The organism is Klebsiella sp. GFKo11, from assembly GCF_056490265.1.
This window is the reverse complement of sequence record NZ_CM151369.1, coordinates 2,526,502-2,549,331: the sequence shown is the minus strand read 5'-3', so window position 1 is coordinate 2,549,331 and position 22,830 is coordinate 2,526,502. Positions and strand designations below refer to the sequence as shown.

The 22,830-nt window shown below is 43.5% G+C and carries 12 protein-coding genes and 2 pseudogenes; 5 read left to right on the top strand and 9 right to left on the bottom strand.

Features of this window, described 5'->3' with window-relative positions:
- Window positions 1-50 precede the first annotated feature (50 nt).
- The 3 genes from AC07P6_RS12260 to AC07P6_RS12250 are packed head-to-tail and all read right to left on the bottom strand — an operon-like array spanning window position 51 to window position 5,773.
- The gene (locus AC07P6_RS12260) at window positions 51-2,807 is read right to left on the bottom strand and encodes an AAA family ATPase (protein WP_478316457.1); all 2,757 of its coding nucleotides are present in this window, start codon (window positions 2,805-2,807) and stop codon (window positions 51-53) included.
- Window positions 2,800-3,369: an ABC-three component system middle component 1 gene (locus AC07P6_RS12255; protein ID WP_323115846.1), complete on the bottom strand. Its 570-nt coding sequence runs from the start codon at window positions 3,367-3,369 to the stop codon at window positions 2,800-2,802. Before AC07P6_RS12255 ends, AC07P6_RS12260 begins: the two co-directional genes overlap by 8 nt.
- Window positions 3,359-5,773: an ABC-three component system protein gene (locus AC07P6_RS12250; RefSeq protein WP_478316455.1), complete on the bottom strand. Its 2,415-nt coding sequence runs from the start codon at window positions 5,771-5,773 to the stop codon at window positions 3,359-3,361. Before AC07P6_RS12250 ends, AC07P6_RS12255 begins: the two co-directional genes overlap by 11 nt.
- A 268-nt stretch (window positions 5,774-6,041) precedes the next feature.
- Between AC07P6_RS12250 and AC07P6_RS12245 the strand changes: the two genes are divergently transcribed.
- Window positions 6,042-7,207 (top strand): IS3-like element ISKpn37 family transposase gene (locus AC07P6_RS12245; RefSeq protein ID WP_139153319.1). Its coding sequence is split into 2 segments (ribosomal slippage): window positions 6,042-6,306 and window positions 6,306-7,207, totalling 1,167 coding nucleotides; the frame shifts between segments, so codons are not numbered across the junction.
- 359 nt (window positions 7,208-7,566) lie between these two features.
- On the opposite strand, the pseudogene AC07P6_RS12240 reads toward AC07P6_RS12245, so the two are convergent.
- The 5 genes and pseudogenes from AC07P6_RS12240 to AC07P6_RS12220 all read right to left on the bottom strand — a co-directional run.
- Window positions 7,567-7,689: pseudogene (locus AC07P6_RS12240) on the bottom strand (integrase core domain-containing protein); the annotation flags it as partial.
- 365 nt (window positions 7,690-8,054) lie between these two features.
- Window positions 8,055-8,246, bottom strand: coding sequence for an AVAST type 1 anti-phage system protein Avs1c (locus AC07P6_RS12235; protein ID WP_478316984.1), 192 nt, complete (start codon window positions 8,244-8,246; stop codon window positions 8,055-8,057).
- Window positions 8,247-8,337: 91 nt separating this feature from the next.
- The gene (avs1b, locus tag AC07P6_RS12230; RefSeq protein ID WP_478316453.1) at window positions 8,338-14,100 is read right to left on the bottom strand and encodes an AVAST type 1 anti-phage system protease Avs1b; all 5,763 of its coding nucleotides are present in this window, start codon (window positions 14,098-14,100) and stop codon (window positions 8,338-8,340) included.
- Window positions 14,094-15,281: an AVAST type 1 anti-phage system MBL fold metallo-hydrolase Avs1a gene (avs1a, locus tag AC07P6_RS12225; RefSeq protein WP_478316452.1), complete on the bottom strand. Its 1,188-nt coding sequence runs from the start codon at window positions 15,279-15,281 to the stop codon at window positions 14,094-14,096. The genes avs1b and avs1a overlap by 7 nt, the downstream gene beginning before the upstream one ends.
- Window positions 15,282-15,679: 398 nt before the next feature.
- Complete coding sequence (locus AC07P6_RS12220) at window positions 15,680-16,975, bottom strand: hypothetical protein (RefSeq protein WP_478316450.1); 1,296 nt, start codon at window positions 16,973-16,975, stop codon at window positions 15,680-15,682.
- 1,257 nt (window positions 16,976-18,232) lie between these two features.
- Here AC07P6_RS12220 and AC07P6_RS12215 point away from each other — a divergent pair.
- The 3 genes from AC07P6_RS12215 to AC07P6_RS12205 all read left to right on the top strand — a co-directional run bounded on the left by AC07P6_RS12215 (window position 18,233) and on the right by AC07P6_RS12205 (window position 20,862).
- Window positions 18,233-19,672, top strand: a complete 1,440-nt coding sequence (locus AC07P6_RS12215; RefSeq protein WP_478316449.1) for a sugar porter family MFS transporter — start codon at window positions 18,233-18,235, stop codon at window positions 19,670-19,672.
- Window positions 19,669-20,103, top strand: a complete 435-nt coding sequence (locus tag AC07P6_RS12210; RefSeq protein WP_112213362.1) for a PTS mannitol transporter subunit IIA — start codon at window positions 19,669-19,671, stop codon at window positions 20,101-20,103. Before AC07P6_RS12215 ends, AC07P6_RS12210 begins: the two co-directional genes overlap by 4 nt.
- A 231-nt stretch (window positions 20,104-20,334) precedes the next feature.
- Window positions 20,335-20,862, top strand: a complete 528-nt coding sequence (locus AC07P6_RS12205; protein ID WP_478316447.1) for a lipocalin family protein — start codon at window positions 20,335-20,337, stop codon at window positions 20,860-20,862.
- Between the two features lie 88 nt (window positions 20,863-20,950).
- Here AC07P6_RS12205 and AC07P6_RS12200 read toward each other — a convergent pair whose 3' ends face one another.
- On the bottom strand, window positions 20,951-22,525 hold the full coding sequence (locus AC07P6_RS12200; RefSeq protein WP_478316445.1) for a diguanylate cyclase: 1,575 nt from the start codon (window positions 22,523-22,525) through the stop codon (window positions 20,951-20,953).
- Window positions 22,526-22,713: 188 nt separating this feature from the next.
- Between AC07P6_RS12200 and AC07P6_RS12195 the strand changes: the two are divergent.
- Window positions 22,714-22,806 (top strand): annotated as a pseudogene (locus AC07P6_RS12195) (LysR substrate-binding domain-containing protein); the annotation flags it as partial.
- Between the last annotated feature and the right edge of the window lie 24 nt (window positions 22,807-22,830).

Genomic DNA, 22,830 nt, shown 5'->3' with positions numbered 1-22,830 from the left:
TCTACCGGGGTGGGGTCGGTCCATCCCACTGTCACCCCAAAATTGATGACTCAAGCAGTTGGACCTGTTGCATTCCTCGTCACTGTTGCTTTGACGCCTGTGCGAGGATTCCCCTCAAGATAAATTGTGTTCAAGAAATATTCATCCGGGAGGCTGGAAAATTTTTGCGCAAGATGTCGAGCCAAACTGTCGCTTGCCGACGTCAAGATCAGGTTCATATATGGCATTGAAGTCGCAACAAGCCTGAAGATATCTAGCATAGCAACTCGATTGAGATCGTCCAAATGAGCGATTGGCTCATCCAAAAGGAAACTGCCGCCTGTATTCTTAGCTCTTGCAAGGTAGAGCGATAGTGCCAAATCTTGTCGCTGCCCTTGGCTGAGCTTTTCTTCTGCTTCCAACGGTGCCTGATGGCCTTCAGCAAGAACCGTCCAATTTAAATCATTTCCAGATACACTCAGTTGGTGGTACACCTCATTTGCATGCATACGGGAGAATAGTTCAGTCGCCGGTACTAAGAGGGGAGCTAGGCTAGAAACGGTAGCATTGCGAACATGATTGCCATATTGTGTAATCGCATTGTCTGCAACATTAATGTGGCTTTTACCCATCTGCAGCTTTTCGTCGATTACAGCTCTCTCGCTGCGAAGTTTAATCAACTGATTAGTATCAGAGTCGACACTCATTGATATTTGACAATCGCGAAGTTCTACCTCAAATCCTTGAGCTTTTTGGAGGTCTGCCTCCACCGCGACTTGACTAACAGCGTGTATACTTTTGGAGATGGGAAGAGTACCAACGACCTCACCCCATTGGCTTTGGAAGCGATCTACTACTTGAGAAACTGCCGCAATGCTGGCGTTAATCTGATTTGACTCTCGAGCTTTAACCTGAACGCTTTCAAGCTTCTCCCTGACAGATTGCGTCAAGCCAGGTTGTTTAGCATTAGCCGAGTCAAGTTGATGCTGGAAAAGCTGTTTGTAACGTGCAAGCGCCTGAAGTGCCTCACTAACGCTTGTGCTTGCACTCAGGGAAGGAGGAAGTTGGAAGAACTCCTCAACCTGAGACAATGCTTCGACGACGATCCTCATTCCGATCGCCGACTTGATGCGTACCAACAGATGAGGAAAATTATCAATATCAGTTTCGGTAAAGTCAGATTTACCCATAATACTTAGATAATCGGTTCTTTCCTCGATGGTTCTAAGGCTATCGTTTACGGATTTAACCCGAGCGACATAATCCTCAAAAGATGATTGCTGCAATTTAGCACTTTGAAGTGTCGATACCCAGAACTGTTCATGCGATTGTGCATTCACTAGCTTTTGGCTTGCTGCCTGAAGCTCAGGTGCCAAGTTGGCATTAGAAAGCTGCTCTCGAAGCACATCGGCCGATTTCCAGTCATGGTCGCACAAAGGACAATGCCCACTCGAAAGAGAATGTGCCGATTCATGCCCCAACGCTTTCAGGCGATTTATGACATTCGATAGAGCATCGAACTCCCCTTGCGCTACAATTCGTGCCTGTTTAGCCGCATCAGCAGATTTTATTAGTTCCACCAGGTTAACAGGTGGCTGGACTACGTTATTGGATAGTTCTCGTTTAACGCTTAAAAGATTTTTTAAAAGCTCTCTGTTGCTGATCAGATGTTCGACTGAATTTAACCAATTCTGTTGCCTGCTACTTTCCCAGTTATACTCGACGAAATCTCTCGCCAATAGCTGGAAACTGAGGTCCGCTTGAGGGAAAATCCCCATGAAATTTGAATCAGATGTAATTAATCCCCAACCATTGAGGGCATCGATATTTTTTTGTGCCCATTCAACGCTCAATTTCCCTTGGGCTATCTGAGTTTCGACAGTAGCTAGTTGATCAGCGAACTGTCGATGTTCATTAGCCAAGACTGCGCTGGACTGGGTAATGTGTACTAGTGCACTCCGGCTGCTTTCAAGCTGCTGTAGGCTAGATTCATACTCAGGCCATATCTCCAGCAACTGGCCCAGTATGCTTTTTTTGCGTTGAGCAGTCTGCTGTAGCTTAGTAACTTCCAATTGTGCAATTTTAAAGTCATCCAATAAATTCCCCGTTACCTGAACGCCGGAAAACTTTTCTAATATCGAGTTCAACTTGAGCGCAATTTGGTCGCGTCCTGATTCACTGGCGGAAAGCTTACCTTCCAATGTCTGAATCTCCGTGACAAGGTTTTGTAGCCTTGTTTCGAGTCCATGAACTCTGGGAAGTTCAGCGCGGTATTCCTTCAAATTACTGAGTGTGCTCGCAAGATGGCCTAACCCCAATATGTCAGCAAAAATCTGCTGCCTGAGTTCTGACTTGCTATTGTCAACAAGCAGGGCCAACGAGTTTGCATACAACCATCGGCAGTTGCGTAGCCAATCTCGACGAGCCTTGGTTGTAGCTTGAGTACTGCCGCCCTTAACTGATGAAGGCGTGAGCATCTCAAGCAAGGCTGCATCCTTAATGACTCTTTTGCTACGCTCTCCATCTTTTTTTAATGAAGCTTTCCCATTGACTCGCACAAGGTTGTACCGTTCGCCATTTATCTCGCAATCAGCACTAACGGAAGTTTCACCAGCCCCCCACTGGCAAGAAAAATCTGAGGTGGTTGGAAGGTCTTCAACTTTATTCGTAAGTAACCATTCTAATGCATAACAGATGGTGCTTTTACCAGTACCATTTGCAGCATGAATAATGGTTAATGGCGCATCGAGTGGAATTTGTAAAACATCAGGAACGCCACGAAAATTTCTAATTTCGACCGAAAGAAATTTGATAGACATATTATTCATTCAGATCCCACTTCTTACCATGAAGGCGCGCTAGCTCCTTACCTTTCCTTTCCCCAAGAGAGATCAAAAGCTCGGCCATTTGTTGATTCTCAGGCACAAATCCAGATAATTCAACCTGCTCGGATGGTGTTACCAGCCCTAATGGAGTGATTCGCTGGCAGCGCTGCCAACCGCTATCATCCTGGTAAACAACGTGCTTACGTACAAAACGGGTATCCTTTTCCACATCGTTAATGAACTGTCTCAACTCGTCAGTTAACTGAGTCAGAACTAACACCAGATAACCATCAACAACGGCTCCTTTTTTTTCGAATTGAAGGAGCGCAGCATCTAGGAAGGCCTCCGCCTGTCTCGTCATCTTCCAGGCCTCCTCAATAGATTGGCAATCGACTTGTACAAGCAGCACTGATGCAAATTTTGTATACCAATATTTTACTTGCGCCGTTAGAGGTGGGCCAAGCCAGTACGGCGAATCATCGAATGACAATATATTGTTTTCGGGGGAAGTGAAGCCGGCTGCGACTGCACGCTCATCTAAGAGCTGAATCAGTTCACTGAGCATCTAGATTTTTCCTTCGATTGGAAATATTCTCCATGAAGTCTTCTGCCGATAAGGCATCAGGCTCATCGTACATTGACTCAATCTCATTGAGATCAAAAAGGTAGGCTTTATTTACCGTTGCAGCATCAGTAATTGAGCCCTTCACATTTGGCGCCATCGTAATATCAAACCGTTCGCGGCTAGAAACGCTGGAGCTACTGAGCTCACTAGGCTTTTCATCCTTAACTTTCCCAATACCATTGGCGAACACGACGAGTTGAGGATGGTTGGCTGTATTTCTTGCCCAACGATAAAGATCGTTTGCCATTTGCCTTACACGATAATCATCGTTTGCCCATGCCAGGACGTTATAATCAACTTGATTGAGATCGGTGAACCGGAGATGTCCCTTTGTTACAGGCTCAGTAATCCAAGTCGAATCCTTATGAGTTTTAAGGTAGCTTAGAGCCTGCATCGCCTTCATCACATATTTTCCAGAGCAGGCCAAGTCTTCTAATGAAAACTCTTTCTCAGGCGCTACCCCATACTTGGTCTGGTATGCAAAGTCACTAACGTCCTTAATAGCTCCAACCTGTACATAATTATCCAGTTGCGCAAATTCAGTCTTAATCGATTCGGGATAATCGGCGCCAAGTGGAAATCGGTCAAAAAGCTCATGAAACTCCAGCGCTGCGGGCCCCAAATCGTCGAGAACTACGCCATCTTGCAATCTGTGACCTTTTACTCGTTCCAGTGTGAGATTCACGTCCCAAGTCAACGTAAGGGTCAATCCGCCACTGGAGCTCCTACGCATCACTCGACTCGGAGGCTGCATCGCTGGCGGACTTGAACGGGTATTGTGTTCGCTGTCTGTCGAAGGGAATATGCCTGTAGCACTATAAAGCTGTATCCGACAATCCTGCAGACGTCCACTGTTAGCAGCTGCAACTGCGATCGGTGACACCAAACGCTGAGCGTGATAGTCCGAAAGAGCGCTCACGACTTCCGTAAACTCGGTTATGTGGTGGGAGGCCATTATCAGATTTGGACGTTTGAATCTGTCTTCAGCCTGACTTGCAATGATTCTGCGTAATTGGGAGCTATTACGACGGACTGAATTCGTAAAGTCATTTCCCAAAGTTGGCCAGACAATAACATCCTTAAAGGCTAGTCTGAGCGAAATACTCCCACGATCAAAGCCAAGTTCCTTGGGCTCATTTTCAACTAAGATGTGACAGGTGATGGTTTCGTTATCAGGATCTGTGACCCAACACCATCCTGCTTTATATTTCTGTACAGAGGCCGGTTGCCAAGATGGATCTATCCACGACATTCCGTCGGCCATCTTCCAACTGATAAGCGTAGCGCCAGTGACCTCTCCGCATCCGACCACAAATACGAGTGGATGTGGATACGCTTTTACCAGTTCATTTATTTCGTTCCACTGTGTAGCAGTGGCAGCTACCGAGCCAGCTGTAAGCACCACGGGCCGATTGCCAAAATTTTGTTCAAAAGTACCTACTCCTCTAGCAAGCATGCCCTGGAGGAACGGAATAAGATCTGTTCCTTGGATAAGGGCAATATTGAGTTGTTCTCCGTCACGCAATTCTCGATCAACATACTCCGTGCGAATTTTCCTAAGATAACCCTCATCGGCTTTGGATAGGGCTCCGCCTTGAGATACCAAATATTGACGGATGGTCTCGATGATCCCAGTCGTATCTGAATCGAGTTTGAAATAGGTGCTCTTCAACAATGGATGCTTGTTCACCAGACTCGACAAGCTGTCTTTCTTTAGAACTTTCGTATCTAAAAGGGGTATCCACTGCCACACAATCTCGCATAGCTGCGCTTTAGTAAATCCTTTGAACCGCGTATCTTTTTGGAGCGTCTTTGAATTTCCAAGAATTTTTCCACATACTTCCTGAAATGATGCAAGTTTTTCATCGAAACGTTGTCGCCCCGATTCCTGCAAAAATTCGAAAGCTTCTTTGGTTACACCGTCGGCGACTGCGAAGTAGTATCTGAAGAGTGCACCCGGCTTAGGTGCTATCTGTGGCCTGATATGTGCATACAAAAAGAATTTGCAGATTTCATATATGACGGTGCCTAAGTCAAGATTTTTCTTGAGACGCTTACACTGTATCACCCCGGCGGGAACCCCGTCCTTGTACATGACAACATCTCGACCTTGATCAGCACCATCATTCAAGCGGCTAACCGTGTCGAACCAATTTTCAGCACCGCAGTTACACTCAGCTCGATAGACATCTGCCACCAGAAGCTCAAAGTGCGCATCTCCCATCCGTTCGAATGGAAGCTGCCCACAGTCGAAAGTGAAGAGTTCGGGAGCATCTGTCATGTCCTCTCTAATTACCGCTTCCTCTTCAGAAGTGAGGAAAGACACTACTTCTTCTACAGCCAATTTTCGCTCCTAGCGTTGAGAGACTGACTTGTGGAGACAACGCAGTTTTCCGCAGACCATGAGACCGATATCGCGTAAGTTGTAGATCAAGGTCCATCATGAATTGGAAAAACACGAAGCCCTTACGCGCCCATTGGTTCATGGGGAAATGTCTATTGGTCTTTATCTTAATTCGAGTAGCGCGGAGTATCCAGTAACTGTAGTGGATCGGTAATTCAGGACACCTCGAAATCCTGTTAATGTTAAAACAGTGAAAATGAGGTGATGCATGATCAAAACTCGTCGGACTAAACGTACCTTTTCCCCGGAGTTCAAGCTTGAAGCTATCGAACAGGTGGTTAAATACCAGCGTGATGTCAGAGAAGTCGCGCTGGCACTCGAGCTCAACCCTGACCATTTGCGTAAATGGATACGGTTGTATAAGCAGGAACTTCAGGGTATTGAGCCCGCTGGTAATGCTATTACCCCTGAACAACGCGAAATTCAGCAGCTTAAAGCGCGGATAAAGCGCCTTGAGATGGAAAAAGAAATACTAAAGCAGGCTGCCGTGCTGATGAGCGAAATCCCCGGGAAGCCGTCGCGCTAATCACACGGCTGAAAGCAAAGTGGCCAGTGCGGGTTCTTTGTCATTTATTCGGTATTCACCGTAGCGTTTATTACGCGCAGGTGAAGCGTCCTGTTAATGTGCAAAGAATTGAATTACGAAGTCGGGTGAGGGCTTTCCATGCTCTCAGTCGTGGCGCAGCCGGTAGCCGGGCAATCAGTCAGATGTTGCGCCAGAGTGGCGTTGATGCAGGCCGGTGGCTGGCACGACGACTGATGCGGGAATGCGGGCTGACAAGTCGACAGCCGGTTAAACATCACTACCGGGTAAACGAAGACAAAAGTCCGCCATTGCCAAATTTACTGAACCGGCAATTTAACCCCGCCGCACCAAACCGCGTCTGGTGCGGCGACATCAGTTTTATTCGCCTGCAGGACAAATGGTGTTATCTCGCGCTCGTTGTTGATTTATATTCACGGCGGATTATCGGTTCAGCCCTCTCATTAACCGCTGATGCTGAGTTGGTGTGTAGGGCTTTGCGTAATGCACTGGAAACACGACCGCGTGATGGCCGCCTGCTGTTTCATTCAGATCAAGGTGTTCAGTATAAAAGCAATAAATACAGAAAGTTACTCTGGCGTTATGGGGTAATGCAAAGTATGAGTCGCAGAGGGAATTGCCTGGATAATTCGCCGATGGAAAGAGTCTTTCGCAGCCTTAAAAGTGAATGGCTTCCGAAAGGTGGTTATGGTGATTTTAGCCATTCGGTACGCGATATAAACCAGTGGATTAATGGTTATTACAACGTTTATCGACCTCACACGAACAACGATGGTTTACCGCCTTGCTTACATGAAGAAAAGTGGAAACAGGTTATCCCGGTGTCCTGATTTTGTGATCCACTACAAACACTTTGAGGATATGAGACTTCTGTCCTGAGTAGTTAGCATTGAAGCTCGCCGCTCTCGATTGGCTGATTTAATGATGCGAGAGACTTGAGACTGCTTAAGGCTTGATTGGAGCCTATTTGCCTGAACAAATATCTCCATCGCTTCTGTCCCAGCGTTAGCAGGGAACATCCAGCCTAAATGCCCGTTACCTTGCAGATAAAAATCATAGTTGGCGTACCGCTGGGATAGCTTCTTAACCTTACCTGCAAATTCTTTTTCTACTGCGGCTCACGCAACGAGCGTTTTCGTTGGCTTAGCAGCGGACTCTTCTGGGCCAGCCAGCTGTAAGCACACCTGTTTTAGTTCCACGCACTTTTTGAGACTTCCGGGTTTTCGGCCATCAGCCGGTACTCTTCTGGCGTCAGGTTGTTCAGGGATTCATGAGGCCGCTCGTTGTTATATTCAGCCAGCCAGCGCTCAGTAAATTAGAAATAAATAGTTAGTATCTAGGGTACTAGATCAAGATATATAACAGTGGAATTTATGAGTGATGGAAACTTCATTGAAAAATTATTTATTGCATTTGGTGATGAAGATGAGGGTTACCTGTCGCTAGGTCAAGTCCAAAAATCACTATCAACCACGCCATACAGTTGGATTAAAAACCTGCCACCTCGCTCATCAACGCGATATAGCCTAAATCAATTGATATATAGCACAAGTCTTTGTGTGTTTCCTAAACAAAAACGGCCTTTAAGAGACTGAAGGCCGTCTAGTGCGTTAATAGCTATTGAGTACATTGTTGTTAAGCGGTTTAATAGTCTAGCTTATTAGCATTTCTACCTATTTAATCCCAACTATCACTAGAGCCGATGTTATCGGGCACCTTCATATTTCGCATCTTATACATCATATTTGCGTTGAGTCGAGCTTGTTCATTAACACTGAGAAAATCAATTCGCCCATTTGGCAATTTTCTAACTTTTAGCACTCCCTCCATGGATACATTGGGTCCCACATGAAACTTCCCTTGCTTCATAATATTGTGTAAACAGTAAAATCGAAGTTCGAACTCCGATCTTGTCTGCGGTGTCTCGAATGTATCAAAATTCATATGTTCTCCAATGTTATCAGAAAGAAACTAATCCAATAGGTTTTAGATCTAACTCAAATACCCAAACCAATTTGAAGCCATGCGGTAACTTGAGAGCATTTACATCAATCGAGAGATAGCAACCCTCATTGAAAGGCGCTCCTTCATATGTTTCTTTTAGTCGTCCTGACTTCCACCAATTTCGTTTTAAATTTGAGCTAGTTGCTCCAGTGATTCCCATAAAATGCGTTGTTGGTATTGCAGGTGTAAAGCTACCAAAATACGCAGGTAAAGCTTCAACATTAGCACAAGTGTCAATCACACAAGTCTTACTTAGTGAAGGCTTATCTAGTGATAAGAAGCGCCCTGAAGGAAGAGGAAGTTTTTCTGGGTTATCGGATAAATATGCAGTTAATCTTACTAACCTCAGTTGGCCTTCAAACCAAATCCTTTCAAAATAATCTAAGTAAATACTATCTCCATGTAATGGCTTTGGCTCCCTAGAGCGAAGCCATTGTAAAGCTGGAGAATCAAAATTTTTAATTCTTAGGTTATCTAAACGAGTAGGATTATATTTTCTGAAAACATTTTCAATCTGTTTGTATTCTGATTCGTTTGCAACATCCTGTAATGCCACTTGAAATGCATAACAAATTCTATCCGACCAACGATTAGGACATTTGGTATTATCATAATACCCCTCCGCCAACAACTGTTCCAGCTCTAAGCATACTTCTATAGATAATGGTAAGCACATATCTTTCAATATCGACTCGGCTTGAGTCAATACATAGGCGCTTGTTAGACCTAGTTTCTCTAGTCTTAACCAATTTGGTCTAATGCATTCTGCCCATAGTGGTAAGTTAATACCCATCAATCTGCTGCTGTCAGCCGTATTGCCAAATCGACCTTGTAATGAACTTAAAGCTTCTGATGCAGATTCAAAATCTTTCATGGCAGCTTGCTTAGCAATGCGTATTAGAACTGAATATCTTCCGACATGTTTACAGTCCTGTTTTATAGAATTAAAGTCAAGCCCTTGAACCAGTGTCTCCCAAATTTGCTGTGTTATAGGCATTTGCTCAAGAGCACCGCAAATGACATCAGGGTGAATACCTGTATCCATTGAAAAAGCTTTGGGACCAAAAAGTCGGACAAAGTCAGGGTAGCTTCTTGATAACCAAATTAGCATTTCAGATGCTTTTTCTCGCCTTAACCATAGAGGGTGGTCAATCACATGAAGAAGCAAAGTGACTAAGCACTGAGACAACTCATTATCGCCCCTCTCATCTAGAAACCTATAGCCCGTGGTTTCTTTTTCCGCAGTACCAACCATGAGTTTCATGTGCTCGTTGGTTACACGAAGAAGTTCTGCTTGCTCATCATTAGAAGAACAACTTGCCAGCCACTCTATTAAGCCATTTGCTATCCGCCAATTTTCCGTATGGCGTTCATTAAGTATTAAAGGTGAGTACAGCTTAACTAAATTAGAAACTGAGCTATTAGTTTTCAAAAGTAGAGATTGTCCATCCGTAACTTTAGAAACTTGACCAGCCCATATTGACCATCCACCACTTTGAACTAATTCCAATCCTGAAATAATTTCTTTTTGTGCTTCCGAATAGTTACGGCGTCGTAGATATTTCTCAGCTTTGGCTAGAGCTGCAGTGGCTTCAGAGATTGATGCTCTAGAGCCAAAAAGTCCCGGCATATAGATAGAGTCGGAATCTTCTTCATCCTCATTTGCATGATTCTCAACCTTAACTGTACTTTCTTCAGGTATTGTAACTGTAGCTTGTTTGGTCTCGGGCAAAATCATGTATGTAGTGAATCTAGCTTTGAATGTCTCTTTGTATCGCTCTGGTATGGATGAAGCAATCAATACTATAAACTTTGAACACTCTTCTTTATTTTCAAATTCAGACTCACAAATAACTTCTAATCGTTCCATGATCATGGTGAGGGCGTTATCAACATCAGAAACCTTATCAATCAAAAGATTATAGGCTTCGGCAAATCTATTAATATAGCGAGAGTCACCAAATTGAAAACTTTCTAATAACGCCCAACAAAGCTGCCAGTCAGCACTTGAGATTAATGGTTTAATAAGGGACAGAATCGAATCCTGTTCATCCAATGCTCCTCCAGGAAAACGAGTTCCTTTTAATGCAGATATTCGATCTATATCGCCTTTAGTTACCTCCTGATGCATCTGCTCTAAAGTTCCATAGGTTTGTCTTATAAAATATTTAATCGCACTGGAAAACTCATTATGTGAACATAAAGCACCGAGAAAATCACGTTTAGCGTATCGAACGAAGCGCTGAAACGTCATCTCTCCAGCCGCAGCATCAAGCAGACCAGCAATTTTACTAAGTTCACCTGATGCTAAACTCGATGTATGGCTTAGAGACTGAAGAACGGTGACGCTTAGCCCAAACTGATCTTCTTTATACCAGCTCGGTCCCATTGAGAATGATAAAACAAGTTGATACGTTTTAATTGCTTCTTCTGAGGCATCCAATTTGGTATAAAATGGAACTATGCTCAGCAACTCTGGAACAAGTTCATATCTATTCTCTAAGTTAGAAACCACGAACTCTTTCCAGCGTTCCACTAGGACGAACACTTGGTCTTCTACATTTAAGTCCATTGGCTTACTAACAACATTTGTCAGAACTAGGTTTATAGTTCGTCTAAATCCTTCAGAGTAGATACCGCATTGGGAACTAAACTGTTCCTCGACAAAATTAAGTAAGTTACCGATTTTATCAGGATATACGTCAGTGATTAGTATTGTTAATAATTGATATATTTCGGGAACTATACTTTCTGGTAAACCATAGGCATCTTCCCATTGAACACGCTGTGAAAGACTAAACTTTAAATGGCCAAAAACATCCTTATTTAAAATTTCCCATATTTTTTGCAAGCCTATATTGTCATCAACTTCTTTGAATCTTCTAGCAGTGCCATCACACCAAGCTACAACGCTACATATTGAACTGAGGCCTTTTAACCAAGTTCGTGGAGATATAGCAACTAAGCCAGGGTAGGTAAAAGCAGGGTCAATAAATGCTTTGAGTCTCCATGCTGCTATACCATCCTCTAGTTTTGAGTAATCAATAGAAATATTGTCCTCTGCAATAAATTTTATCGGTGAGGATTTATCACTTGAAATTTCCCCTAAATTTAAAATGATGTCTCTAGGTGCGCCCATGGATAAAAAAATGTTGATTCCACTAGGATGGAATTTTATTTCTTCATTACAATTTTCTAAAATTAAAATTTTTAAATCAGAAAATACTTGTTCAAGTAGAGCATTATTAGTACTAACATCATAGCTATCACATAAGCCCTTATATAACATAGTTGCAAATGCAATTGGTTCCGCTAAATCTTCTAATGGTCCATTGTAATTTTTTCGTATTTGCTCAAGGGACATGTAACGCCCAGATAAACACATTGATGCGGCTAGCATGTAAGTCATCATCTTACTTCTAAGATACTTGCTTGTCTCCTCATCTTTTGAAGTCTCGTCGATGGCTTTCATCCAGTTAAATTGAAAATTCGCAAGTGATGCTTGCGAACTTTTATCTCCAGCGCGAATCCTTAGAAGATACTGCTGCAATTGAAGGTTATAAATAGCCAGGAACTCTCTATAAGAAAGTCCATTTCCGTTAAACACTTGTTCAAGTTCTTCAGTTAAGTTCTTCTCTACAATGCTTAATAACTCTAAAGCTTCCATATAGCTATGAGAATCAACTAGCTTCAATGCAATTGTCAGAGCTTCTTCCAGCGGAATAATTAACTGCTTATATCGACTTACATGTTGCAAAACATCCTGTGCTTTCCCTATAGAGATCAAGGCATTTGCTGTTAAATCAGCCGATTGAGCAAATAGAGTGTTATACCGAAATCGAATTCTTTGGTTAAGCAGAAGGATTCGTACCGTTTCAACTAAACTACCTAGCTCAGTTGCTACTCTCAAAACACCTTTAAGATCTTCGAGGATAGTGTCGGGCTCAGCCCCTTGATAAACGCAATCATCAACCCAGTTTTGAGTACATAAAGTTACCAAGCGTGCTTTATCTTGCCCATCGGATTTAAGTCCATGGTGGATTAAGTTAAGTACACAATACTTTTCGTTTGTTTGTTTTTTACAGTGCTCAACAAGCCTCGATTGAACATCCTGCTCTCGTAATGCTGTCTTCTCAAGTAGAAAGTCAGAAAATGAAGAGTGATAGATTGTTGTCTGATTTGGAGACAACAATAAGTGCTGTATTCTTGCTAAAGTGCTAATTAATATCGACTGTTCGTTTGGGTTCAAAATTTTAGTGAAGTGGTTAATAGGGATACCCCAACGCAACCGAACAACAATTGCTAGTAAATTTATGGCATCATTATCTTCCATCAGCTTCAGCCACAGCAAGTCATAGTATTTTCTAATGCTGCCATCAATTAACGGCAATTCACTGAGTTCATCATCGCTCGTGCCTGAGTTGACGAGATCGATTAAATAGCGAAGGTATAATGGGTGTCCTTGGACTCGTTCGCAGATTAAGTTTACAGTTTTTGAACTTACGTGATCCCCTGTAAGGACTCTGTAGCAAAAATCTTTAACAGCATTATCTGTAAGAGAGGGCATAGAAATACATGCATCATTTCCAAGCCTTTTACCTAATCGAGTTGCAAATTGCTCATAGTTTGGTGCGGAAAGAACAATTACCAACCCAGGAAGTAATGACATAGGTAATAGTCCAACAAACTTGTTAAGAGCTTCAGCATCTTGACGTTCAACTTCATCTAACCCATCAATGAACAGTACTCCTTTTACATTTTTTGAGGAGAACACTCCACTCAGTTTAATTAAAAGTTGTTCTGTCTTAGTTATTAACTCTGGATAATCACCATTTTCTATACGCCCAGGAGACCCAGTGATGAAAATCGAAACTTGCATGTTTAACCAATTGAAGAACTCTTGTGGTTGGGCTAACTGAGTGGCGTTTTTGGGACTTTTCAGGGGTGTAAAGCTGTATGTACCGAAATGTTCTAAAGAAGAGTCTTTAGGAGTGTATGTTTCACAAAATGTTGACTTACCTATACCATGTGCGCCATTAATGAATAGGTAGCTGTTGTTTTGCTCAATAGCAAATTTATCAAATTGCTTAATAAATGAATTTCTAGAGGCTAAATCTTGGCGCTTATAACCGTCATCATTAGTTTCGACATTGAATCCATATACTTTCAAAAAGTTGCGCATGCTATATATAGAAACAACACCAATTGTTTTTTCTACGGAAACTCTAATAACACCCACACAAGTGCCGTTACAAACCACTGAAGCTCCAGAAAACCCTTTGTAGTCATCTAAAGATAGTGCTTCATCTATACTGATCTCTATATCAGATCGTAATTTAGGTCTGTCAAACGTCTGAATAATTGTTCCCTCTAAACGATGCCCCATAGTTAATTTATTAACAGGCCACCCGTAGGAATAAAATCGCCCCCCCCCAAAAGGTAACATGCCACTAACTTTGACTGGAGAAACATCATACTCAGTTTCTAATTCTACTAAAGCGATGTCTAACTTTGCATCATGACCAAGAACATGAGCTTTTATTACGGAAGGGGAGGAGTTAAAATTAAAAGTTACACTTATCTCTGAATCACTATCAATTGCATTGGCTACGCAATGCCTAGCAGTTAATACTATTCTCGGTGTGATTAGTGAGCCTGTACCAGACTCATCACCACATTCGATCTTACAAGTCGCTACTTTCATTTCAGTGTCTAACATGATTGTTCCTTTGTGATCTCTATCCAACCAGTCGCGTTTTCTTCAACAATGAAAGTAGCGCCTGTAGTTGCTTGGAAATTTCTAATTTCTCTCGATGCTGGGGTCGAATAGTTAAAATAGAGAGTCCTTGTAAAACTTGCTTCCCTATCTACTATCGCTCGAAGAAGTTCAATATCAGGATGATTGTGTTTGCTACCATCCGAGGAAATGAAATACCTTGGGGCATCTATAACACTGAGTAGTTCAGGGCTAGTGTTGTAGTTACTTCCATGGTGAGATATTTTGATTGCATCAAACATCATGACCTCTCCTTGAGACTTCAGTCTCTGGACCTCCATCAAAATATCTTCTGCCAATGCATCTGCAAGCATTAATAATCGAATTCCATTTAATTCGATAATAGTTGCAATAGAACTAGCATTTGTTGGTGAGTCATCCGGTTTATATATCTCCTCAAGGCTTTTATTGCACCCGGCAGATATGAGGCTTTCTCCTTTTGCCTTCACTTTATTGCTGTGCTCAAAGTTAAGCTCAAAAGCATCGTCAATAACTTGGTTTGTGCTTATAGGACCCGTAAAACCATAGCGCCTTAAGTCTTGTTGCCACGATTTAATTAAACTGTTCAATCGTTCTCTTGACGGTGTAAGTACCCTTACTAATCCATCTTGAAATTGCTTATGTTGCACGGAGTCGGTACATATGCTTTGTGTGCCATCCGTTCGATTCCACACATACCCTCCAGCTTTGATCAAAGTTGCCAATGTACAACCTTGCCTAGCGCTGATCTCATTAAAGCTAGGGAGGGAACTGAACTCCTTTGGATGACCTCGCTTAATAATGGCGTCAATCACTTCAAGGTCTTCAGGTGGTAGAACGGTTTGATTTACTGAAGTCAGGCTTCGTAGACTGTTGTGCCAAACATCTTCAATAGAAATAATATTTTTAACATTTGAATTACTGTTCGAGGCCAGAAGACGAATGATACCCCCAATGTGATCAGCATCGATATGAGTGATGATAACTAAATTTAAGCATGCATTTCTAGCTGCTAACTCCTTGAGATCTTTTTGTATGTATGCATTGAAGGTACTGGAGTACCCACCGTCTATAAGGATGTTAGTTCTATCGGTACTTAGAAGAAAAGCATCTCCATTTTGGGCTGGGTACATTTTGATTCGCACGTTACATCCTTGGGGCCGTTATGATCCTATAACTAAGCCAAGTATAAGCAATTTTTCTCTAAATTACAGGGTTTAACAGACTTTGATACGCAATTTGTATGAACTAAATCATGATGTTAAGATTAGATCAGTAGTATTCACTTACTGATATACTCTCATAACTAAGGCTCGCTACAAATCTACAAACTGGTACCTTTTGCCACCTCAATGAGGCTAAGCTGACCTCGTAACATGATTTGTTTAAAGCAGTCTTCCGTTTGTGTGATTTTCCAGATCTCAAATGCCTCATTATTTGCAGTGCCTTTTGCTACCCACTTGCCATTCCACCTCTCGTAGTGAGTAGCTTGCAAAGCCTTGTAACAAAAGCTCTAGGTTACCAAAGTGACGATGAAATAGATTCATCCTTTATTTAATCGCTCTTCCGGCGTTTTCCACTTCAACAACCGCTCAATCGCCGTATCCTCAGACAGGAACTGACGGGCAAGTTGCAGGAGTTCTATGACCCGTATCTTCTGCTGCTCATCAAGCATTGCTGCGTCTAACTCAGCTTCATGAAAAAACTGTTCCAGCTGTTTGTCTTCAGTCCACTGAACCATAATGGATTTCAGCTCGGTACGGCTGGTGCTATACGCTTTTTCTTCCTGCTTTATTCGCTCCTTTTCCAGATATATAGCATGTTCCCGCTCACGCTGGATTCGCCATTTCTCAGCTTCGATTCTGGCCTTTTCTAATTGCTTTGAAATTAGTGGAACAGCCTCTTGCATCGCTGAAATCATCTTAGGGATCTGGCTAATCAATCCACACTGCTTTGTCTGTCGGAACTGAAGTAACCATTCTGCAGAAGAATAAGGCGAGTAAAGTTGCAACAGAAATCGCCCGGTAGGCAAAGTATGTTTCGATACGTGAAGAAAAAGCTCACTATTTCTTCCCCGTGTCCACCGTCCCATCTGTTCATCACGTACATAGCGATTTTTGACTTTTTTCGCTGGAACATACTCCGTCATTTCAGCAAGATTAAACGCAAAGTACATATCCCCAACACAAATAATACTTGGCGTATAAGGCCGCCATAAATTGCCCCAGCGATATCCTCCCCCTTTCGGATCTTCCTTAATATCAATATCCGCACGATTCAACCTTTCTCCCGGCGCATCCAACGTAACACGGTACCCCTTTTTCCCTAGGGCATCAAAGAAGCAACTCAGGAACTCTATTGCACTATCAAATCCCGTATCAGAAACGTTGAGATCCAGTAATTTCTTTTTCGTAGGCTTGTAATAGCCATCTTCTGTAACCGAGGAGGCTGGCAAATACTTTTTAAGATCATTTATCAGTCCATAACCATTACCTGTAACAGGAGCTTGCTTTCGGGTTACTGAAGACACTGATTTTGATACAACAATGGCAGAAGGTTGCACTGATGGGTTGTGATTCTCAAGTACCTTTACCGCCCTTCCCTTTTTCAGGGCAGGCAGCGCCGGGATTGCAGGCGCGCTCCCTTTAGCTAGCGCTTTCCAGTAACCAGCAAGCGGCCTGGGTATACACATTTCGCTGCATCGCTTCGCCAATAACTCAGTACTAATGCCATACAACGCAGTTATACGCTCCGCAGGCTCACGCCAGACCAAGTGATACAGCTTTTCCCGCTCCTGAGGTAAAGTCTGTGCAGAATCGTGTGAATTAATCTCTGGCATTGCGTCTCCCTTTTTTGACTAAAGTCCTCAGAAATCTATGCCTGCTGATCATTAAATGAAATCTGACCTTCTCTCCATTGATTGAGGTATCAATGGTGTAGAAATGTCCGCGTCTAGCAAAAATCTGTCTGTCAGATAAGATATTGTCCTGAGGATATGCTTACAACAACACTTGGCACTCATCAAGTATTTGATAACCCGGCCAGAGCAATACTTTGATAAATAAAAGAAATAATACCATTCTAGCAGGACGAACAAGTGTTGGTTGGCGCTGTGATAATTAACCTCAGTTAACAGCATCAACCGAAATGAGTACAGGTGTGAGTATAAAAATAACAACTGGAAACAAAATCACTGAATATCAATTAGATAAATATTAAATGACATTTCAACGTCTAATCTCTTTTTATCACTAAAAAATCCACGCATCTGCGTGGATTTTTTATGCCCCGACTCATACAAGATACATTTGAATTAGCGGTCACAAGTCAAACAGTAAAGATCCGTGCCCCTACCCTTTACCACTTCTCTTGCCAACCCAGACTTACGATCCAGGTGCTGCCGGGAGTGGCTTTCAACCCATCAAATTTCGAATAAAATATAAAATAAATACAAAAATAGAATTTTAATTTCATTAATGAGCTTTAATAACAAATGTGATACATATCATAAATTTAACATTAGATCCCAAAAAATCATAATCCGCAATCTTTGAAATGTTAAAAAATAACATTTAATATCAATGCGTTATAAAAACAACATTGTATCTGACGCCATGAGTACTCATTCGGCCTCATCACAACCGAAATGAAATTTCCAAAATGTGATCTATTTGCATTTTCATTTCAAAATTAAATGTCATAATCTCACCTCACTAAACGCACTTTGATTACGCTAAGGTGCAGCAGAAATCCTAACCCCCCGGAGGATTCCATGAGAGAAGTGAGATCAGAATTTATTGGTACCGTCTATGTTGGCGGTTGCCATACCACCACCAGTTCACACGAAAATGCTACCGGGGACATTCTGTACGCCAACGACCCCGGAGGAAAAAACCCTACATATACTAATGATTCATCATTAATCAAAAGAAGCCTCTTTGACCGGATTTATTTAGCGAATAACTAAAAGAGCTAAGTAGCACAAAGAACAAAAATCATTTCATGCCCGTCATATGCCAGCGAACTAAAAGATCGGCCATGGCTGGGGGTGATTTATTTTTATCTTGTGCCGTTAATCAAAACAAAAGGTATAAAAATGTCTCTTATAATGAATCTGAACCTACAACAGAGAAAACGACTACACCAAATAACTTTAGTAGCAACATTTGGCGGCCTGCTATTCGGTTACGACACCGGAGTTATTAATGGTGCATTTTCCTCACTGAAACAATATATGGCTCTGACACCAACCACAGAAGGTCTGGTAATGAGCGTGTTGCTGATCGGTGCCGCCTTAGGTAGCGTTTTCGGAGGGAAGTTCGCCGATTTCTTTGGCAGAAGAAAGTACCTGCTCTTTTTATCATTTGTTTTTTTCATCGGCGCACTAATGTCCGCACTTGCTCCAGATATCACGGTTCTTCTTATTTCTCGTTTTATTCTGGGTTATGCTGTCGGTGGCGCCTCAGTAACCGCGCCAACATTTATTTCTGAAGTCGCACCAACGGAAATGCGCGGTAAACTGACTGGCTTAAACGAAGTGGCGATTGTTATCGGACAGTTGGCCGCATTTGCCATCAACGCCATTATAGGCATTGTCTGGGGCCACCTCCCCGAAGTCTGGCGATATATGTTGATGGTACAAACCATACCCGCCATCTGCCTGTTTGTCGGTATGTTGCGCTCGCCTGAAAGCCCCCGCTGGCTGATCAGTAAAAACCGCCATGAAGAAGCCCTCGAAATATTAAAACAAATCCGCCCGCTCGAACGTGCGATGAAAGAATTCAATGACATCACAACGTTAATTAAAATCGAAGCGGATAAAAAACTGGCTAATCAAAACTCTTTCGTAACGATTCTTCAGACACCGTGGATTCTCAAATTACTCATCGTTGGCATCGTTTGGGCCGCCTTGCAGCAAACCACCGGCGTCAACGTCATTATGTACTACGGCACGGAAATCCTGAGTACTGCGGGGTTCTCGGAAAGAACTTCATTGATATGCAACGTGCTCAATGGCGTATTTTCAGTAGGTGGCATGATATTCGGCGTGATGTACCTCGTTGACCGTTTTAAACGCAAGACTATCATCATCTACGGCTTTGCTCTCATGGCGACCCTTCACCTGATTATCGCTGGCGTAGACTACACCCTCGTCGGCGATATTAAAGCCACAGCAATCTGGCTGCTGGGCGCGATGTTCGTTGGGGTCATGCAGGGGACGATGGGCTTTATTACATGGGTGGTTTTAGCCGAACTCTTCCCACTGAAATTCCGCGGATTATCGATGGGTATCTCGGTATTTTTCATGTGGGTAATGAATGCGATAGTCAGCTATCTGTTCCCTTTATTACAGGCCAAGCTCGGGTTAGGCCCGGTGTTCCTTATCTTCGCTGCCATTAACTATTTAGCTATCGTCTTTGTCATAACAGCGTTGCCAGAAACATCGAACAAATCGCTGGAACAGTTAGAAGAAGAACTTTCATCGAATAAATATGATGCACGACTCAACACAGCGACAAAGGAAAGCGGATTATGATCGATAATATTACGCTGGATAATTTGCACTTATCATGTCAGGCCAAAAATAAAGCCGAAGTTCTTTCCATGATTGGTGCTGACTTCAGAAAAAAGGGATATGTCAGTGAGGATTGCGTTGTTTTCCTCAACGAGAGAGAACGTCAGGTCTCTACTTTTTTAGGTAATGGCATTACGCTGCCGCATCTTCCTAAGTCAGCAACCAATATTATTGTTAAAAGCGGAGTGGAAATCTTTCAGTTTCCTGATGGCGTAATCTGGGATAGAAGCAATGTCATGTTCATTGCTATCGGCGTTATTGCTAAAGAGAGCGAGCATATCGATGTCCTGAGAGAGATCGCCTCTATTTTTAGCGATGAAATTATTGCCAGGGCGTTGTCATTAATCTCCAACAAGCAAGACTTCCTGAAAATACTGCAGCAGCATCAATAGTCCTCGAATGACCAGGCCTGCTTACTCGCAGGTCTGGTCCTCATCGCCTGCTGAGCATCCCTTCTTTTCAGCCATAGTATCTCTGATCATCACTCCATATACCTTCCATGACGCGGGACGATGAGCAAGAAATAGATTTCTCCTAATATACAGCGATTATTACCACAGCGAATGAAACGCCGAAAGCCTGGGCTACACTTAATCTTCACCGAGTTGATAAAAGGACTTCCGATGAAAATATGGCCCGTTCTGACCGGCGTCGCTATTGCACTGACGTTGGTTGCTTGTAAATCCCCAACCCCTCCGAAGGGGGTCCAGCCCATCACAGGGTTTGACGCAGGACGCTACCTTGGCAAATGGTACGAAATCGCACGCCTGGAGAATCGTTTTGAACGCGGTCTTGAACAAGTGACCGCTACTTACGGTAAACGCGATGATGGCGGGATCAGCGTTCTCAACCGGGGTTATAATCCGCAGAAGCAAAAATGGAATGAGAGCCAAGGCAAAGCCTTTTTTACCGGCGCACCAACCACTGCAGCGCTTAAAGTTTCATTCTTTGGGCCGTTTTATGGCGGCTACAATGTGATCGCGCTGGATGATAAATATCAATACGCGTTAGTCAGCGGCCCAAATCGTGATTACCTGTGGATCCTGGCGCGCACGCCGACGATCCCCGATGCCGTCAAGCAAGAGTATCTCGGCATTGCTCGCGAACTGGGTTTCCCGGTAGAAAAATTACTCTGGGTTAAGCACGGATAAAAAGCCGCCAGCAGGCTAACAACATTGACGCGATAATTTTGTGAGGATCCGAGCCTTCAGCAAGACAGGTGATACGGATCCCGTCTGCTCAATTTTTGTAAAGCGCAAATCCTTGCTTATCACTAACCCACACCTGATTCCTCCCGGCTCCTTTGGCTTGATACATTGCCAGATCCGCCTGCCTCAGGAGTTGGCTGATATCATCACAGTCAGCGAGTGCTGCCACCCCGGCCGAAAGAGTCACTTTGGCGCCGTTTGGAAACTGCGTCTCGGATACCGCAACCCTTATGCGTTCCACGGCAGAAGCCGCTGTCTCAAGAGTGCAATCCGGTAGGAAGAGGATAAATTCTTCCCCACCAAACCGGCAGACAATATCATTTTGCCGCGCCAGCGATCGAAGCAGTTTGCCAAAGCTAACCAGAACCGCATCCCCCCCATCATGACCCAGGCGATCGTTGATGTCCTTGAAGTGGTCAATATCAATAGCAATGACGCAGTGTTCACCGACCAAAAAACGCTCTTCAACCAAAGAGCTGAACCCTTTACGGTTATAAAGACCCGTTAGCGGATCCGTCATTGCCTCATCGCTTAGTAAATTAACCTGTCGCGACATCGTTTCCAGATGATGGCTGACGGCTTCCCTCAGACGCTCCGCCTCCTGATAGCCAGGATTGAGCTGAGCCAGTTGCTTAAGCGCTTTATCGCTATCTTCAGTGCGGGTAAATTTGGCCAGTTTTTCCAGAGGCATAGAGATACGCCCGGCAAAAAATATCACTATAGCGATAGTCAGAATAAGAATGCCCAGAGTGAACCAGAAAGCATTAATGATGGTCTTCATCAAAATACGAGAGACGTTTTCAGAAGTGCCTGAAATGAAAATCTTCCAGTCAGCCTGCTGCAGGCTTGCGTAGCCGATAAGGTTGGCACCACTTTTTTGTTTATCCACAAAGTGACCGCTGCCCGCGTGCGCCAGCCTGGCTTTGATGGCCGAATCAGTACTCACGTCGGTACCAATCAGCACAGGATCGTCGCTAAAAAGAATCCGCCCTTCAGCCGTGACGATACTGACATCCGCTTGGTTTGCATAAAAATGCTGACCCAGAATTTCACTCAGCATGCTGTGTTTTTTTAGATAGATAGTACCGCCGATAAAGCCAATGTAGTGGCCTTCGGGTGAGAATAATGGTTGCGAAATAAAGACAACATAGTTACCCGTCGCGGAGGTGAATGGCGGTGATATATAAGCTTTTTGGCTGCGAATGGCATGCTTGCTGGCTTCAGAATGCAGCGTCAACCCAACCAAATTGAGGCTCTCCGGGGAGGTTGCAGCAATCACCGCATCAGCCGTCACTATCACCACTGAATTGAAAAAACCGGACTGCATCCGCAGCCTGTCAGCCTCTTCTCTCAACTGCTTACGATCGTGAAGCCCGATGATCAGGCGGGCGCTGTATGCCAGTTCTTGCTGTGCAACGCCCAGATAGCGATCGGTGGTATCAGCAAGCTTGCGTGCGTAGGCAATATTGCCTTGCAACAGGCTATTCTCAATATTTCCTTTCTGAAACACCGTCAATGCACTCAGCAGAAGCACAGAGGTCAACACTATCCCGCCAACTGACAGAAATAGCATAAGGGTTCGTAACCGGTAACGTTTTTTGTTCATGAATAAAATAGGGCAGCAAATGCGTGAGGCTAGTGTAGCGAGTCTGCTCAATTTTGCGCACAACTATCAACACGACATAATCTTTTTTAACAGATGCACTGAACGGACGTGGTCAGATATTTCCCTGCCATAAGCACGCCAACCGGTAAATCGCGACCCCAACGATTGCGGCGGCGACCATATTCGATCCGCCGGTTTGTCTTTACTATCCGAAAAGCGCGGGAAAAACGAAGCGGGTGAAAACCCTGATCGATTTTTTGCTGACCAAAACGGCACAATAAAAAACCCGAGCGGGTGCCCGGGTT

Coding starts and splice junctions, on each gene's coding strand:
- AC07P6_RS12260 (WP_478316457.1), bottom strand. CDS start 2,807: ATGAATAATATGTCTATCAAATTTCTTTCGGTCGAAATTAGAAATTTT.
- AC07P6_RS12235 (WP_478316984.1), bottom strand. CDS start 8,246: ATGAAGCAAGGGAAGTTTCATGTGGGACCCAATGTATCCATGGAGGGA.
- AC07P6_RS12210 (WP_112213362.1), top strand. CDS start 19,669: ATGATCGATAATATTACGCTGGATAATTTGCACTTATCATGTCAGGCC.
- AC07P6_RS12200 (WP_478316445.1), bottom strand. CDS start 22,525: ATGAACAAAAAACGTTACCGGTTACGAACCCTTATGCTATTTCTGTCA.
- AC07P6_RS12205 (WP_478316447.1), top strand. CDS start 20,335: ATGAAAATATGGCCCGTTCTGACCGGCGTCGCTATTGCACTGACGTTG.
- AC07P6_RS12215 (WP_478316449.1), top strand. CDS start 18,233: ATGTCTCTTATAATGAATCTGAACCTACAACAGAGAAAACGACTACAC.
- AC07P6_RS12255 (WP_323115846.1), bottom strand. CDS start 3,369: ATGCTCAGTGAACTGATTCAGCTCTTAGATGAGCGTGCAGTCGCAGCC.
- avs1b (WP_478316453.1), bottom strand. CDS start 14,100: ATGTTAGACACTGAAATGAAAGTAGCGACTTGTAAGATCGAATGTGGT.
- AC07P6_RS12220 (WP_478316450.1), bottom strand. CDS start 16,975: ATGCCAGAGATTAATTCACACGATTCTGCACAGACTTTACCTCAGGAG.